Annotated in this window: 13 protein-coding genes; 8 read left to right on the top strand and 5 right to left on the bottom strand. The window is 66.9% G+C overall.

The annotated features are described in order from the left end of the window. Positions 1-153 precede the first annotated feature (153 nt). Complete coding sequence (locus V5F53_RS08560) at positions 154-414, top strand: hypothetical protein (protein ID WP_393997184.1); 261 nt, start codon at positions 154-156, stop codon at positions 412-414. A gap of 315 nt (positions 415-729) precedes the next feature. On the opposite strand, the gene V5F53_RS08555 is transcribed toward V5F53_RS08560, so the two are convergent. Further along, positions 730-1,527 carry a TOBE domain-containing protein gene (locus V5F53_RS08555; protein WP_393997183.1) on the bottom strand — a complete coding sequence of 266 codons (798 nt, stop codon included), beginning with the start codon at positions 1,525-1,527 and terminating at the stop codon, positions 730-732. Positions 1,528-2,251: 724 nt separating this feature from the next. On the opposite strand from V5F53_RS08555, the gene nifH reads away from it, so the two are divergent. Further along, complete coding sequence (gene nifH, locus V5F53_RS08550) at positions 2,252-3,130, top strand: nitrogenase iron protein (RefSeq protein WP_393997182.1); 879 nt, start codon at positions 2,252-2,254, stop codon at positions 3,128-3,130. Positions 3,131-3,503: 373 nt separating this feature from the next. Further along, positions 3,504-4,331, top strand: coding sequence for a hypothetical protein (locus V5F53_RS08545; RefSeq protein WP_393997181.1), 828 nt, complete (start codon positions 3,504-3,506; stop codon positions 4,329-4,331). Between the two features lie 193 nt (positions 4,332-4,524). On the opposite strand, the gene V5F53_RS08540 is transcribed toward V5F53_RS08545, so the two are convergent. Continuing rightward, positions 4,525-5,802, bottom strand: a complete 1,278-nt coding sequence (locus tag V5F53_RS08540; RefSeq protein ID WP_393997180.1) for a D-amino acid dehydrogenase — start codon at positions 5,800-5,802, stop codon at positions 4,525-4,527. 141 nt (positions 5,803-5,943) lie between these two features. Here V5F53_RS08540 and V5F53_RS08535 point away from each other — a divergent pair, with 141 nt between their 5' ends. Then, a complete protein-coding gene (locus V5F53_RS08535; RefSeq protein ID WP_393997179.1) occupies positions 5,944-6,405 on the top strand; it encodes an Lrp/AsnC family transcriptional regulator in 462 nt (153 codons plus the stop codon). A 91-nt stretch (positions 6,406-6,496) separates the two neighbouring features. On the opposite strand, the gene V5F53_RS08530 is transcribed toward V5F53_RS08535, so the two are convergent. Both V5F53_RS08530 and V5F53_RS08525 read right to left on the bottom strand, forming a co-directional pair. Continuing rightward, complete coding sequence (locus tag V5F53_RS08530; protein ID WP_393997178.1) at positions 6,497-8,470, bottom strand: methylmalonyl-CoA mutase family protein; 1,974 nt, start codon at positions 8,468-8,470, stop codon at positions 6,497-6,499. 133 nt (positions 8,471-8,603) lie between these two features. Then, positions 8,604-8,840 carry a GlsB/YeaQ/YmgE family stress response membrane protein gene (locus V5F53_RS08525; protein WP_393997177.1) on the bottom strand — a complete coding sequence of 79 codons (237 nt, stop codon included), beginning with the start codon at positions 8,838-8,840 and terminating at the stop codon, positions 8,604-8,606. A 285-nt stretch (positions 8,841-9,125) separates the two neighbouring features. Between V5F53_RS08525 and ccrA the strand changes: the two genes are divergently transcribed. The 4 genes from ccrA (at position 9,126) to V5F53_RS08505 (ending at position 13,658) form a co-directional block, all read left to right on the top strand. Continuing rightward, on the top strand, positions 9,126-10,391 hold the full coding sequence (gene ccrA, locus V5F53_RS08520; protein WP_393997176.1) for a crotonyl-CoA carboxylase/reductase: 1,266 nt from the start codon (positions 9,126-9,128) through the stop codon (positions 10,389-10,391). Between the two features lie 421 nt (positions 10,392-10,812). Beyond that, entirely contained in the window at positions 10,813-12,516 is a 1,704-nt protein-coding gene (rpsA, locus tag V5F53_RS08515; RefSeq protein WP_393997175.1) for a 30S ribosomal protein S1, read from the top strand. A 154-nt stretch (positions 12,517-12,670) separates the two neighbouring features. After that, positions 12,671-13,078, top strand: a complete 408-nt coding sequence (locus V5F53_RS08510; protein ID WP_393997174.1) for an EF-hand domain-containing protein — start codon at positions 12,671-12,673, stop codon at positions 13,076-13,078. A 349-nt stretch (positions 13,079-13,427) separates the two neighbouring features. After that, positions 13,428-13,658 (top strand): hypothetical protein, encoded by a 231-nt coding sequence (locus tag V5F53_RS08505; RefSeq protein WP_393997173.1) that lies wholly within the window; start codon positions 13,428-13,430, stop codon positions 13,656-13,658. A 142-nt stretch (positions 13,659-13,800) separates the two neighbouring features. Here the strand turns inward: V5F53_RS08505 and V5F53_RS08500 are convergent, their stop codons facing one another. Next, entirely contained in the window at positions 13,801-14,547 is a 747-nt protein-coding gene (locus V5F53_RS08500; protein WP_393997172.1) for a carbonic anhydrase, read from the bottom strand. Between the last annotated feature and the right edge of the window lie 105 nt (positions 14,548-14,652).

Raw genomic sequence — 14,652 nt, 5'->3', positions numbered from 1 at the left:
TGAAAATTGCCGCACTCCGATTGCGCGCGTCCATTCCACAATGCCGGGAGTTCCAAGGTTCCGCTGAATTCGTTGCTTGACGCGATATATAAAATAAATATATGACGGTGTTCATCGTAAAACTAAAAGTCAAAATCCTTCCGGAGCCGATCCATGACTGTCCATGCGCAGATTGTCGAGCCGACCATCGCTCTTGGTAATCCGTCGGAAGACGTCCTGATCCATGTGCGTTTTCTTCCCAGTGCGGAGATTTTCACGATCGATGCCAAGCCGGGCAGCTTGACCGCGCGGGAGTGGTTCAATCGGCTGTATCTGGGGCTTCCGCAATACTATCGCACGCTGGCCAATGGCCGTGGCTTCTTCCGTATTCCTCGCCCCGCGTTCGACGCGCTGGTGGGCGACCTCGCGGCCTGACCACCGCGCGGTTGCCGGGCTCCGACGATCCGCCGCGGTCGGGGTCATGCCGGCGTGGGGCCTGCGGGGATGGGACCGGGTCGGTTGACCGGGCCCTGCGTCGATGGCGTGGCGCCATTCGTGAATCCGGGGCGATCCTTGCTCTCCGGTTCCGGATTTACGGGTGGCGTGAATGCAAACGCAGGGTTTGGCCGCAGGCCGGCCTCGGATGTGCGGCGGGCGGCGCAAGCGTCGTCCGCCGCACATATTTTCGGGCCTGTTCGGGCCTGTTCGCGAGGGGGCGAGGTTGCCCTGGCGGGCGAGGGCGCGGAGGCGTCAATCCACCGCGAGGATGACGTGGGAGGTGTTGAAGAAGGCGTCGACCGGGGCGCCCGGCTCCAGTCCCATCTCGTCGGCGCCGGAGCGGGTGATGATGGAGGTCAGCGTCTTGCCTCCGCCGAGATCCACCACGATCTCGCTGTTCACGCCGCCGTCGATGCGCTCCAGCACCTTGCCGCGAATGAGGTTCGCGGTGGACAGCTTGAGGTTGGCCACCGGCTGCGTCAGCATGACGAAGGACGCCTTCACCAGGGCCATCACCTCCCGCCCGACCGCGATGCCAAGATCGTCGGCGCTGTCGTTGGTGATCACCGCGACGATGGAATGGGCGTCCGACACCTTCAGCACCACCTCCACATTCACCGGCGCACGGCGCACGTCGGTGACGGTGCAGTGGAACACATTACGGGCGCTGGTCTTCATGGCCACGCTCCAGAACAGCAGGTCGGTGGGGCCGTCCAGACCTTCCTCGGCGATGAGGGTGGAGATGCGCGCCAGCTTCTCCTCCAGACGGCGGAAGGCGGCGATGAGGCGGTGGCCTTCCTCGGTCAAGGTGGCGCCGCCGCCGCGCTTGCCGCCGGCCTTGGCGATCAGCACCGGCCGCGGCATGAGGTTGTTGATGGCGGCCACGGCGTCCCATGCGGTCTTGTAGCTGAAGCCCAGCGCCTTCGCGGCCTCGGTGATGCTGCCGTGCTGCGCCACCGCCTCGAGGATGGCGATGCGGTCGCGGCCCACCAGGAAGCGTCCTTCTGAGCGCAGGGCGAGCATGGCGTCGATCTTGGTGGCGGAACCCATCTCGTCCTCCGCTGCGCGGTTGCGGCCGCCGCCCCGGCGTCCCCGTGATTCCGCGAAAGGCCTGAACACTTTAGAGCATTTTCCCCGGGTGCTGAATGGCGAATATGCCTGGATGCCGCAGGGCCGGCAGCCGGTGGCGCGGGGCGGGCGCGCCGCCCCGGCGTGCGTCCGGATGCCCGTCGGGTCCGTTCCGGACGCATGGTGGCGCTACGTCATATATATTTAATACATAATGCATATCGGACACTGGCGTTTCGAGTTCGCGTTTCTGTAATCGTTCTGTGTTCGCTTTGTAACTACAATGTTCGGTTTCGGACATTTCCGCCATGGCTCCGATCTGCTGGCGGCGTCGTGACCGTCGCGCGGCATCCCTGTTCTCTCCTGGTCGTGCGACCCGCCCGGGTTGGAGGAGAAACGCTTTTTTTCAATGATGAAAGGGTGGGTTGGAGATCGGCGGCACGCCGCCGTGGCTCGTTCATCGACATATAATAAAAGATCATAGCGCTTATCTATGACCACAACGTCATATCGTTATATTTTATAACGATATGAAAATAATGTATTTTTTCCAAAATTCGTCGGACGGCTTCGTTCGGGCTCGATGGCGGGCAGAGGAGTGGCATTGCTCTTGCTCAAGCAGATGACAGCATTTCGTCGTGTGATGCCCTTGAAGTTCCGGCCAGCGTGGCCGGTGGCGGCGGGTGCTCTTGATCCGGAGACAGTCATGAGCCTGAGGCAGATCGCTTTCTATGGGAAGGGCGGCATCGGCAAGTCCACCACCTCCCAGAACACCCTGGCCGCCCTGGCGCAGATGGGGCACAAGATCCTCATCGTCGGCTGCGACCCGAAGGCCGACTCGACCCGCCTGATCCTGCACGCCAAGGCCCAGGACACCATCCTGTCGCTGGCCGCCAACGCCGGCTCGGTGGAAGACCTCGAGCTTGAGGACGTGATGAAGGTGGGCTTCGAGGACATCCGCTGCGTGGAGTCGGGCGGCCCGGAGCCGGGCGTCGGCTGCGCCGGCCGCGGCGTCATCACCTCCATCAACTTCCTTGAGGAGAACGGCGCCTACGAGGGCATCGATTACGTGTCCTACGACGTGCTCGGCGACGTGGTGTGCGGCGGCTTCGCCATGCCCATCCGCGAGAACAAGGCGCAGGAAATCTACATCGTCATGTCCGGCGAGATGATGGCCATGTACGCGGCCAACAACATCTCCAAGGGCATCCTGAAGTATGCCAATTCCGGCGGCGTGCGCCTGGGCGGCCTGGTGTGCAACGAGCGCCAGACCGATAAGGAGTGGGAACTGGCCGACAGTCTGGCCAAGAAGCTCGGCACCCAGCTGATCTACTTCGTGCCGCGCGCGAATATCGTGCAGCACGCGGAGCTGCGTCGCATGACTGTGGTGGAGTACGCCCCGGACAGCGAGCAGGCCCAGCATTATCGCAATCTGGCGACCAAGGTTCACGCCAACAAGGGCAACGGTATCATCCCGACCCCGATCACCATGGACGAGCTGGAAGACCTGCTCATGGAGCACGGCATCATGAAGGCCGTGGACGAGAGCCAGGTCGGCAAGACCGCCTCCGAGCTTACCGCCTGATACCAAAGGCCCGTGAGCGTTGCTCATGGGCCTTTGGTCAAGCCCGCGCGACGCTTGTGCGGACCCGCTTGGCGCCGGTCGAAGGCCGGGGCCGATGGTGTGAGCGCGGTCCGCAGCTGGATGTCCTGAGGCAGCAGGGGGCGGGTCGGGTCGCAGCGGCCCGCCCCTTCCGCGTCGGCGGGCGGGTGTGGTGAGCGCCGCCCCTCGGTGGGGGGTGGAGCGCGGCGCCCCCGGCGCGTAGCGCCCAGCACGCGGTGCCCCGGGCGCATCGGCTGTGCCGTCGCGGGGGAGGCCGCAGCGACGAGAGGGCAGGCTGGTGTCACGGACCGGGCGACCATGACGGATTGCCGGGGCCGACAGGAGGGGACGGAATATGCCCGACAAGAGCTGCGTTCTGGTTCAGGGGGTGAACGAGCTGGCCTCGGCCATCGCCCGGACCCTCTTGCTGTCCGGGCATGCTGTCGCCCTGCACCAGGGCGCCCCCGAGCCGGTTCTGCGTCGCAAGATGGCCTTCGCCGATGCCTGGTGGGACGGTTCCGCCACCTTGGGCGGGGTGGAGGCGCGGCGCGTGGCCCGCGACAGTGAGCTGGTGTCCGGCCTCGGCGGCGGCATGTTCATTCCCCTTCTCGGCCATCCGCTGGAGGCGGTGGGACGCTGGCCCTGGGATGTGGTCGTGGATGCCCGGGAGCAGCCCGATCGTGATCGTGCGCCGGGGGAGCTTGTCATCGTCCTGGGGCCTGGGGCCATCGCGGGCGCGGATTGCGATCTCGTCATCGAGGTGGGGGGCCTGGACCCCGGCGCGGTGGTCCGGGCCGGGGCGGCGTGCGGCGGGCCGCGCGTGTTCTCGCGCCACGAACTGGCGGTGCGGGCGCCGGCCGACGGCGTTTTCCGCAGCGAGAAAGCCATAGGCGAGCGGGTGCGCGAAGGGGAGATGATCGGTCTGGTGGGCACGGCGCTGGTGCTGGCGCCCTGCGATGGGCGCCTCAGGGGGCTGATCCGTCCGCCGCGGGCCCTGCGGGCCGGCGAACCGGTGGCCGAGGTGGCGCCGAACCCGTCCGCGCAGGTCAGCGGCATCGACCGTGTCGATCAGGTCATCGCCCGCGCGGTGGATTTCGCCATCGAACTGGAGCAGTCCGGGGCCGCCGCGACGGAATGGGGCGAGGGCTTCGGCTTTCGCTCCGACAGCCGCAACCGCGCGTGAGACGGAAGCTGCCCGCCCGCATCGCATGGGGCTGGGTGGCTCTTTTGCCGAGCCCGACCACGGCGGCGCACGCCCCGCGGCGCCGCGGGCAATGTGATCCCGCCGCGCGGCGCGTGCGGCGGCCGGATACCCCACGGGCTTGACCTGGCCTGCGCTGGCGATGCGCCCGTTGGGCCCTACGCCGCGCGGCCGGTCAGGCCGCCGCCGCGTAGCGGGACAAGGCAAAGTCGTCGGAGGCGATGTCCGGCGCCTGACCGCCGATGAGGTCCGCCAGCACCCGGCCGGAACCGCACGCCATGGTCCATCCCAGGGTGCCATGCCCGGTGTTGGTGAACAGGTTGGCATAGGGGGTCGGGCCGACGATGGGGGTGCCATCGGGCGTCATCGGGCGCAGCCCGGTCCAGAAGGTGGCCTTGTCGATGTCGCCCCCGTCCGGGAACAGGTCGCCCACCGAGAACGCCAGCGTCGCCCGGCGCGGCTCACGCAGGTCGAGGTTGAAGCCGGCCAGTTCGGCGGTGCCGCCCACGCGGATGCGATCGCCGAGACGGGTGATGGCGATCTTGTAGGTCTCGTCCATCACCGTCGATTCGGGGGCCGCCTCGGGATGGGTGATGGGCAGGGTGAGCGAATAGCCCTTGACCGGATAGATCGGCAGGTCGATTCCCAGCGGCTTCACCAGGGCCGGGCTGTAGCTGCCCATGGCGACCACGTAGAGGTCCGCCGTCACAACCTCTCCACCCATGAGCGCGACGCCGGTGACGCGGCCGCCGGACCCGTCGCCCTCCTGCAGCAGCCGTTCGATGGTGGCGCCATAGCGGAAGGTCACGCCCTCCCGTGCGGCAAGGGCGGCGAGGCGCTGGGTGAACAGATGGGCGTCTCCGGTCTCGTCGCCGGGCAGGCGCAGGCCGCCGACGAACTTGTGGCGCACCCGCCCCAGCGCCGGCTCGGCGGCGATGCAGCCGTTCACGTCCAGCACCTCGTAAGGCACGTTGTGGGCATCGAGCACCACGGTGTCGTCGCCCACGTGGTCGAGCTGCTTCTGGGTGCGGAACAGCTGAAGCGTGCCTTTGGCGCGGTCGTCATAGGTGATGCCGGTTTCCGCGCGCAGCTCCCGCAGCGCGTCGCGGCTGAACTCGGCGAGGCGCACCATGCGCGCCTTGTTGCGGCGGTAGGCAGCTTCGGTGCAATTCGCCAGCATCCGCGCCAGCCAGAAATAGAGCTTGGGGTCGAGGCTCGGCCACACCACCAGGGGGCGATGGTGCATCATGAGCCATTTCAGGGCCTTGACCGGGATGCCGGGAGCCGCCCAGGGCGCCGAGTAGCCGGGCGAGACCTGACCCGCATTGGCGAAGGAGGTCTCCATGCCGGCCGCCGGCTGGCGATCGAGCACCGTCACCTCATGGCCCTTGCGAGCCAGATAATAAGCGGACGTGACGCCGACCACTCCGCTGCCGAGAACGAGAATGCGCATGATGGCCCACCGCTGGAAGTGTGATTGTTTGCCCGATATGTTACGCCGGACCGCGCGGCAGTTCAGACGAATCGGCGACATAAGTTGCGTGGTGGCGCTGTAGCCTTGCAATTTCCTGCCGTTTCAGGGAAGAATCTGTCCATGCCGAGCCTCGACGAGGTCGACGAGCGCATCATCCGGGTGCTGCGGGGCGACGGTCGCATCTCCAATGCGGACCTGGCGGCCCAGGTGGGGCTGTCGCCGTCGGCATGCCTGCGCCGCATGCGCCAGCTGGAGCGCACAGGCGTCATCCGGGGCTACACGGCCCTGCTCAATGCCCTGGGCGCGGACGACAAGCTGGTGGTGCTGACGCAGATCACCCTGGACCGGCAGACCGAGGAATTCCTCAACCGATTCGAAGCGGCGGTGCGGCGCTGCCCCGAGGTGACGGACTGCTACCTGATGACCGGCCTGTCGGACTACATCCTCAAGATCGAGGTGAAGAACGCGGCCGATTACGAGCGCCTGCACAAGGAAGTGCTGTCGCGCCTGCCGGGGGTCGCGCGCATCCAGTCGTCGTTCGCCATCCGCACCGTGGTGAGCGGGCGCCCGGCGGGGGCGTGAGCGCGCGCGGGAGGCCGGCTACCCCGCGCGAGGCACCCGGAAGCAAAGCGCCCGCCACTGGGGCGGGCGCAAGGCATGCCGGCGCGGTGGATCAGGCCGCCTTCTGCGTCTCGCCATCCACGATGGAGACGATGTCGGCCATGATGCGGTTGAGCTCGAAATTCTTCGGCGTGTAGACCGCCGCCACCCCGAAGCCCTTGAGCTGCACCTCGTCCTCCGGCGGGATGATGCCGCCCACCACCACTGGAATGTCGGTGAGGCCCTCGGCCCGCATGCGCTCCATCACGTCGCGCACCAGCGGCACGTGGGAGCCGGAGAGGATGGACAGGCCCACCACGTGCACGCTTTCTTCCAGGGCGGCGTTCACGATCTCGGCGGGGGTCAGGCGAATGCCCTCGTAGACCACTTCCATGCCGCAGTCGCGGGCGCGCACGGCGATCTGTTCGGCACCGTTGGAATGGCCGTCGAGGCCGGGCTTGCCCACCAGGAACTTGAGCCGGCGGCCGAGCTTCTCGGACACCGCGTCCACGCCCTTGCGCACCTCCTCCAGGCCCTGGCCGTCCACCCGGGCGGCGCGGCCGACGCCGGTGGGGGCGCGGTATTCGCCGAACACCTCGCGCAGGCAGGTGCCCCATTCGCCGGTGGTGACGCCGGCCTTGGCGCAGGCGATGGACGGATCCATGATGTTGCGGCCTTCCTGGGCCGCGCTCTTCAGGTCCGCCAGCGCCGCCGCCACGGCTTTGCCGTCGCGGGCCTCGCGCCAAGCCTTCAGGCGGGCGATCTGCTCGGCCTCCACGCCCTCCGGCACGGTGAGGATGGCGCCCTCGCCGGTGGTGAGCGGCGAAGGCTCGCTCTCGGTCCAGCGGTTGACGCCCACCACCACCTGGTCGCCGCGCTCGATGGCCTCCAGGCGGCGGGTGTTGGATTCCACCAGCGCCTGCTTCATGTAGGAATTCTCGATGGCCGCGACCGCGCCGCCCATGGCGTCGATGCGGGCCAGCTCGGCGCGCGCCTGCTCCTTCAGCTCTTCCACCTTGCGGTCGATCTCGGTGGAGCCGTCGAAGATGTCGCCATATTCGAGCAGGTCGGTTTCATAGGCCACCACCTGCTGCATGCGCAGTGACCATTGCTGATCGAACGAACGCGGCAGGCCGAGCGCCTCGTTCCATGCGGGAAGCTGCACGGCGCGGGCGCGAGCCTTCTTGGAGAGGGTGACCGCCAGCATCTCCAGCAGGATGCGGTAGACGTTGTTTTCCGGCTGTTGCTCGGTAAGGCCGAGCGAGTTCACCTGCACGCCATAGCGGAACAGTTTCTGCTTGGCGTCGGTGATGCCGTAGCGGTTGACGCAGATCTCGTCCCACAGGTCCACGAACGCGCGCATCTTGCACATCTCGGTGATGAAGCGCATGCCCGCGTTGACGAAGAAGGAAATGCGGCCCACCACCTCGCCGAACACCGGCCCTTCCGCCTCGCCCGACTTTTTCACGGTGTCGAGGATGGCGATGGCGTTGGCGAGCGCGAACGCCAGCTCCTGCACCGGCGTCGCCCCGGCCTCCTGCAGGTGGTAGGAGCACACGTTCATCGGGTTCCACTTCGGCAGGTCGCCGGTGGTGAAGATGATGGTGTCCTTGGTGAGACGCATGGAGGGCGCGGGCGGGAACACATAGGTGCCGCGCGACAGGTACTCTTTGATGATGTCGTTCTGGGTGGTGCCCTGGAGCTTGGCGCGGTCGGCGCCCTGCTCGTCGGCGGTGGCGATGTAGAGCGACAAAAGCCACGCCGCGCAGGCGTTGATGGTCATCGAGGTGTTCATGTTCGCGAGCGGGATGCCCTCGAACAGGGTGCGCATGTCGCCGAGATGGGAGATGGGCACGCCCACCTTGCCGACCTCGCCGCGGGCCAGGGGATGGTCGCTGTCGTAGCCGGTCTGCGTCGGCAGGTCGAACGCGACGGACAAGCCGGTCTGGCCCTTGGCGAGATTCGAGCGGTAGAGCTTGTTGGACTCCGACGCCGTGGAATGCCCCGCATAGGTGCGGAAAAGCCAAGGTTTGTCGCGAACCACCATCCCAGATCCCCGTTGTTTGTTGCCTTTTGGTGGCGCGATTGTGCGTCGCGACGCGCGGCGCGTCGATGGGAAATTTTCCCCACTGGCGCGCCGGCTGCTGCCGCTTTGCTGGGCAAGGGGCGGATGAGGCGCCTCAGCGCTTCACCAGCGAGATGATGAACAGCAGAATCACCGCGCCGATGGTGGCGGAGATGATCTGTCCCACGAGCCCGCCCACCAGCACCACATTGCCGAAGAGGAAGCCGCCGATGAGGGCGCCGACCACGCCCACCGCCACGTTGCCGACGAAGCCGAAGCCGTAGCCGCGAAACAGCTGCCCGGCCAGGAAGCCGGCGATGGCGCCGACGATGATCATCCAAATCAAGCCCATGCCTTCACCTTTCCCAGACTGTGTCGCCGGGCGCGCGCCCGTGCGCCTACGGTTGCGGCCAAGTCCCGGGCTTGTCCAGGGTCATCTGGCGCGCGGCGCCGGGGCCGGCCGCGTGCCAGGCCCATCCCGCCCCCACCCCGGGGCGGGGGTGGATGCGTTTCACAGTTTGCGACGGGGAGAGGGCTATCGACTTGAAATTCTTCTCTGCTAGTTTGCATCGCGATACGAAGGCCAGGGACGTGGCCGAAGAGCTCGCCAGGGTCGGATAAGAGAGGACGGGACGCTATGGGCCAAACGGAAGGTGCGGCGGTGAAGGATCTCTACGAGCTCGGGGAAATCCCCCCGCTCGGGCATGTGCCCGCGAAGATGTATGCCTGGGCCATCCGCCGCGACCGGCATGGTCCTCCCGAGCAGTCGTTCCAGCTTGAGGTGGTGCCCACCTGGGAGCTCGGCGAAAACGACGTGCTGGTGTACGTGATGGCCGCCGGCGTGAACTACAACGGCATCTGGGCCGGCCTCGGCGAGCCCATCTCGGTGTTCGACGTGCACAAGGTGCCCTACCACATCGCCGGTTCCGACGCCTCGGGCATCGTCTGGGCGGTGGGCTCCAAGGTGAAGCGCTGGAAGGTGGGCGACGAGGTGGTCGTGCACTGTAACCAGGACGACGGCGACGACGAGGAGTGCAACGGCGGCGACCCGATGTTCTCCCCCACCCAGCGCATCTGGGGCTATGAGACGCCGGATGGCTCCTTCGCCCAGTTCTGCCGGGTGCAGGCGCGCCAGCTCATGCGCCGCCCCAAGCACCTCACCTGGGAGGAGAGCGCCTGCTACACCCTCACCATGGCCACCGCTTACCGCATGCTGTTCGGCCATCCGCCGCACACCGTGAAGCCGGGCGACTATGTGCTGGTGTGGGGCGCCTCGGGCGGCCTCGGCGTGTTCGGCGTGCAGCTGGCGGCGGCCTCCGGCGCGCACGTGATCGGCGTCATCTCGGACGAGACCAAGCGCGATTATGTGCTCGGCCTCGGCGCCAAGGGCGTCATCAACCGCAAGGACTTCAAGTGCTGGGGCCAGCTGCCCAAGGTCAACTCGCCCGAGTACAATGACTGGCTGAAGGAAGCCCGCAAGTTCGGCAAGGCGATCTGGGACATCACCGGCAAGCGTGACGTGGACATCGTGTTCGAGCACCCCGGCGAGAGCACCTTCCCGGTCTCCACTTTGGTGGGCAAGCGCGGCGGCATGATCGTGTTCTGTGCCGGCACCACCGGCTTCAACATCACCTTCGACGCCCGCTACGTGTGGATGCGCCAGAAGCGCATCCAGGGCTCGCACTTCGCCCACCTGAAGCAGGCCTCGGCGGCGAACGAGTTCATCGTCGACCGGCGCGTGGACCCCTGCATGTCGGAGGTGTTCCCCTGGGATCGCATTCCCGAGGCGCATACCAAGATGTGGCAGAACAAGCATGCCCCCGGCAATATGGCGGTTCTCGTGAACGCGCCCCGCGCCGGCCTGCGCACCTTCGAGGACGTGGTGGAAGCCTGCGGCGGCTGATCCGTCCCGCGTCCTGGCCCGTCATCCGGCCGCCGCGTCCCCCGGGGCGCGGCGGCCTTGTTTCAAGGCGGTGGCCGGTGACGGCGCCAACCCTTGCAATGGGGCGGCTTTTCCATTATCTGAGCGCAATACGAAGCGGTGCTCCCTCAAAGGCAGGGAACCGGACGGGTGGGACAGGGTTCGCGGGATACGCGCCCTGATCGTCGGAGGCTCCCCACCCAGGCTTTCGCTGAGCGCGCTTCGGTCCTTGCGGCCTCCAAGGCCAGAAATTCGACATAGCCCGCACCGTTCGGCCTTCGCGCCGGCCCGCCGATGGAACGTCGGCGGCCGTTCCGACGTTTTCCCGCGGGAGAACGCGGGACACCCGTTCGGTTCGGGTCTCGCAACACGAGACGCCGGCGCAATGAAGTCTGGAGCGTGAATGTCCGCCGTAGAAACCACCCGTGAAGATTTTGCCGCCCTGCTCGACGAGAGCTATGGTCGTGCCGACCTCCAGGAAGGCGCCGTCGTCAAGGGCATCGTGGTCGCCATCGAGAAGGATCTGGCGATCATCGATATCGGTCTGAAGACCGAGGGCCGCGTGGCCCTGCGTGAGTTCGCCGGCCCCGGCCGCGATGCCCCCATCAAGGTGGGTGACGAGGTCGAGGTCTATCTCGAGCGCGTCGAGAACGCCATGGGCGAGGCCGTCCTCTCGCGCGACAAGGCGCGCCGCGAGGAGAGCTGGGTCAAGCTCGAAAAGGCGTTCACCGCCAACGAGAAGGTCTTCGGCGTGATCTTCAACCAGGTGAAGGGTGGCTTCACCGTGGATCTCGACGGCGCCGTGGCGTTCCTGCCGCGCTCCCAGGTCGACATCCGCCCGATCCGCGACGTCGCTCCGCTGATGCACAATCAGCAGCCGTTCCAGATCCTCAAGATGGACCGCCGCCGCGGCAACATCGTGGTCTCCCGCCGCACCGTGCTGGAAGAGACCCGCGCCGAGCAGCGTCACGAGCTGGTGCAGAACCTCGAAGAGGGTCAGGCCATCGAGGGCGTGGTCAAGAACATCACCGATTACGGTGCGTTCGTGGACCTGGGCGGCATTGACGGCCTGCTGCACGTCACCGACATCGCCTGGCGCCGCGTGAACCACCCGACCGAAGTGCTGTCCATCGGCCAGACGGTCAAGGTGAAGATCATCAAGATCAACCACGAGACCCACCGCATCTCGCTCGGCATGAAGCAGCTCCTGGGCGATCCCTGGGAGGGCATCGAGGCTAAGTATCCGGTGGAGGCCCGTTTCAAGGGTCGCGTCACCAACATCACCGACTACGGCGCGTTCGTGGAGCTGGAGCCCGGCATCGAGGGCCTCATCCACGTCTCCGAGATGAGCTGGACCAAGAAGAACGTCCATCCCGGCAAGATCGTTTCCACCTCGCAGGAAGTGGAAGTGCAGGTGCTGGAAGTCGATTCGGCCAAGCGCCGCATCTCGCTCGGCCTCAAGCAGACCCTCCAGAACCCCTGGGAGGCCTTCGCCGAGAAGTATGCGCCCGGTTCCGTGGTCGAGGGCGAGGTCAAGAACAAGACCGAGTTCGGCCTGTTCCTGGGTCTCGACGGCGATGTGGACGGCATGGTCCACCTGTCCGACCTCGACTGGAACCGCCCCGGCGAGCAGGTCATCGACGAATACCGCAAGGGCGACGTCGTGAAGGCCGTGGTGCTCGACGTGGACGTGGACAAGGAGCGCATCTCGCTCGGCATCAAGCAGCTCGCCGGCGATCCCTTCGCCGAGGCTGGCGATGTCAAGAAGGGCTCCATCGTCACCTGCGAAGTCACCGACGTGAAGGACGGCGGCATCGAGGTGAAGCTCACCGGCACCGACCTGTCGGCCTTCATCAAGCGCTCTGAGCTTGCCCGTGACCGCAACGACCAGCGCCCCGAGCGCTTCTCGGTGGGCGACAAGCTGGATGCCCGCGTCACCCTGTTCGACCGCAAGGCGCGCAAGGTGCAGGTGTCGGTCAAGGCGCTGGAGATTGCCGAGGAGAAGGAGGCCGTGGCCGCCTACGGCTCGCAGGATTCGGGCGCTTCGCTCGGCGACATCCTGGGCGCCGCCCTCAAGCAGCGCGCGGAAGAAGCCAAGGAGGACTGAGCCCCCAGGGCTTGGTTCCGCCTCACGCGACACGGAAAGGGTCGGCCGCGCGCCGGCCCTTTTCTTTTGGGGCTGCCCGGCGCCGGGCAGCATTGCCTGCCTCGCTCATGACGGCGTACAAAAGCGGATAATCGAAGATCCAGGAGGTCGTCCCATGGTGCGCCAGTTGATCCGTCTCGGCGTCGTCGCCGCGTTCTCCCTCACCGGCATGGGCCTGGCCTTCGCCGGCGCCACCGGCAAGGACGTCCTTTCCAAGTTCAACAAGGATGGCGACAACACCCTTGAGATCGTCGAGGTGATCGACCTTGGCACCAAGGCCTTCAAGGCTCTCAACGCGGACAAGGATACCACGCTGGAGAAGGGCGAGACCAAGGGGCGCCTGACCGATGCCGACTGGGCCGCCGTCAACAAGGATGGCGACCAGACTCTTGAGCTGGACGAATGGCTGACGATCGTCCGCGGCCGTTTCAACGAAGCCGACACCAACAAGGATGGCAAGCTGACCGAGGCGGAGCTTGACGCGCCGGCCGGGCAGCAGCTGATCCTGCTGCTCGTCAAGTGATGCCGATGGCGTGATCGGGCCGGCGGGGCGCTTCGCTCTTCCCCCGCATGTGGGAGAGGGGATGAGGGTGCTGCGGCGTGGTCCGGCCATTGCCTTGCCCGTCCGTGAAGGTTCGCGGCTGCGGCGCGCGCTCGGCTCGGTGGCCGGGCGAGGTGCCGGTTCGCCATCTTCAGCGGTCGTGTCCCGGCGCTGTCCTCACACCGCGCCGGGAAGAGGGGGAGGGCGACCGAGCCGTTTGGCGCTCTCCCTTTCGGGATCAGAGGTGGAAGGGGTCGGCGGGAACCGGCCCCTTTTCTTTTGCACCCAATGTGAGACCGTCTGCCCTCAGCCTGAAAGAGTGGTGAATGCGATGCTCGACCGTTACACGAAGGCGATTCTCACCGTGATCGCCGTCGCTCTCACGGTGTCGGTGATCCAGCGTGCCGTGGCGCCGGCGGAAGCGCAGGGCCAGGCCTGCGGCACCTTGCAACATCCCTGTGTCGTCGTTCTCGCTGCACGATCAAGCGCGTATTCCGACGACTTCACGCTGTGTACCGATACTTCGTCGCCCTGCATGGTGGTGGAAAGCCGGAGCCGATAGCCTTCAGGCCGGCGGTGCCTCGTGCGGCGCAGAACCCGCCCCGCCCCGCGCGCGTCTTCGCGCCGGGCATTGCGCCTTCGGTGGCTTGCAGGACGCCAACCCGGCCGTCTTCAGCGTCCGGCCGGGTGGCGGGCGCAGCGCTTCAGTTCAGCTGCAGCAGGAAGCGGCGGTTCACCGCCTGCAGCGGCCGGGCGTTCATGGGGAAAATGGCGCGGAAGGCGTCGATGTCGGCCTGGGCGACGGTGATCGGCGTGGCGAACACGTTCCAGTCCACCACCTCCGAGCACGGCGGCGTGGTGAGCGAGCCCTCGTAGCGGTAAAGCCCGCGCGCCTGCGGCAGCAGAGCGGAAGGATCGAACGGGCCGGGCAGGGGCGCCGAGCCCTCGCTCTTCGGCGCGGCCGCGGTGACGGTGGCGAACGCCTCGTTCTTCTCTCCGGGCACCAGGAACACGCCCACCACCAGCAGTCCGCCGTCTTCGGCGGCGTGGACGAAATGCACTTCCATGGCGGTGCGCTTGCCGTTCAGGGCATGCTCGCTGGGCGCGTGGAAGTGGAACTGGCGCAGGGTGTAGCGCTTGCCGTTCAGCTCCGCGCCGCCAGCGTCGCCGGCCACGTCGAGCTGGATGGTGTGGCCGTTGTTGACCACCTTGAACGGCGCGTTTTTCCAGGACAGAGCGGGACCGGAGGCCTCGGCCCGGACGGCGCCGGTGAGGTTGATCGGCGATTGCTGAGTGCCGATCGAGCAGGCCTGGAAGTCCTTCTCCAGCGCGCCCCACTCCTCGGGACCGCCATGGCCCTCATAGCTCCAATGGGCGCCGCCGGCGCGCGCGGCCCCGGCGCAGGCCGGGCATGCCAGGAGTCCTGCCAGCAAAGAACGGCGTGTGATCATGTGTGCCCCCGGAAAGTCCTTGGGCGATGCGGCTCGCGGTTCATCCGAAAGCCTGAAGCGCCGTGCGTGAGGGGTGTCCCGCCCATCCACGGGCCGGCGTCATCC

Source organism: Xanthobacter cornucopiae (assembly GCF_043195065.2).
Taxonomy (GTDB): Bacteria; Pseudomonadota; Alphaproteobacteria; order Rhizobiales; family Xanthobacteraceae; genus Xanthobacter.
This window is presented reverse-complemented; position numbering and strand designations above follow the sequence as displayed.